The sequence below is a fragment of the Frigoribacterium sp. CFBP 13712 genome (assembly GCF_014842255.1).
In the GTDB taxonomy this organism is placed as follows: Bacteria; Actinomycetota; Actinomycetes; order Actinomycetales; family Microbacteriaceae; genus Frigoribacterium.
The window spans coordinates 1-369 of sequence record NZ_JACYVH010000035.1 but is presented as its reverse complement, the minus strand read 5'-3'; the positions used below and the strand labels follow the sequence as shown (position 1 = coordinate 369).

Annotated in this window: 1 protein-coding gene; it reads left to right on the top strand. The window is 68.8% G+C overall.

The genetic code is table 11. From position 1 onward, the window contains the following. Positions 1-26: 26 nt before the first annotated feature. A partial coding sequence (locus IFT51_RS14795; protein ID WP_206758091.1) for a hypothetical protein occupies positions 27-369 on the top strand: 343 nt, incomplete at its 3' end.

The window sequence follows — 369 nt, the reverse complement described above, 5'->3', positions numbered from 1 at the left end:
TGGGCAACGGGTACATCACCTTCACGGTGACCCACACCCCGGTCACGGGCGACGAGACCAAGCAGACCCTGCGTCTGTTCTCGGACCAGGTCGCCCAGGGTGACCTGATCGTCACCGCGCCGATCGACGGTGCGGGCCACGACCAGCCGGGCTGGGTGACCTTCACGGGCACCGGCACGACCTGGTCGAAGGTCACGGTCAGCGACGACACTGCGGCCGCGCCGTCGACCGCGACCGTTCAGGTCGACGGTTCATGGACGGTCCGCCGCTGGGTCGGGACGACCGCGACGACGTTCACGGTCACCAGTGAACGTGGCGGCATCGCCAACGGCAGCGAGACGCTCGAGTTCAACGTCGGCGAGGCCACGG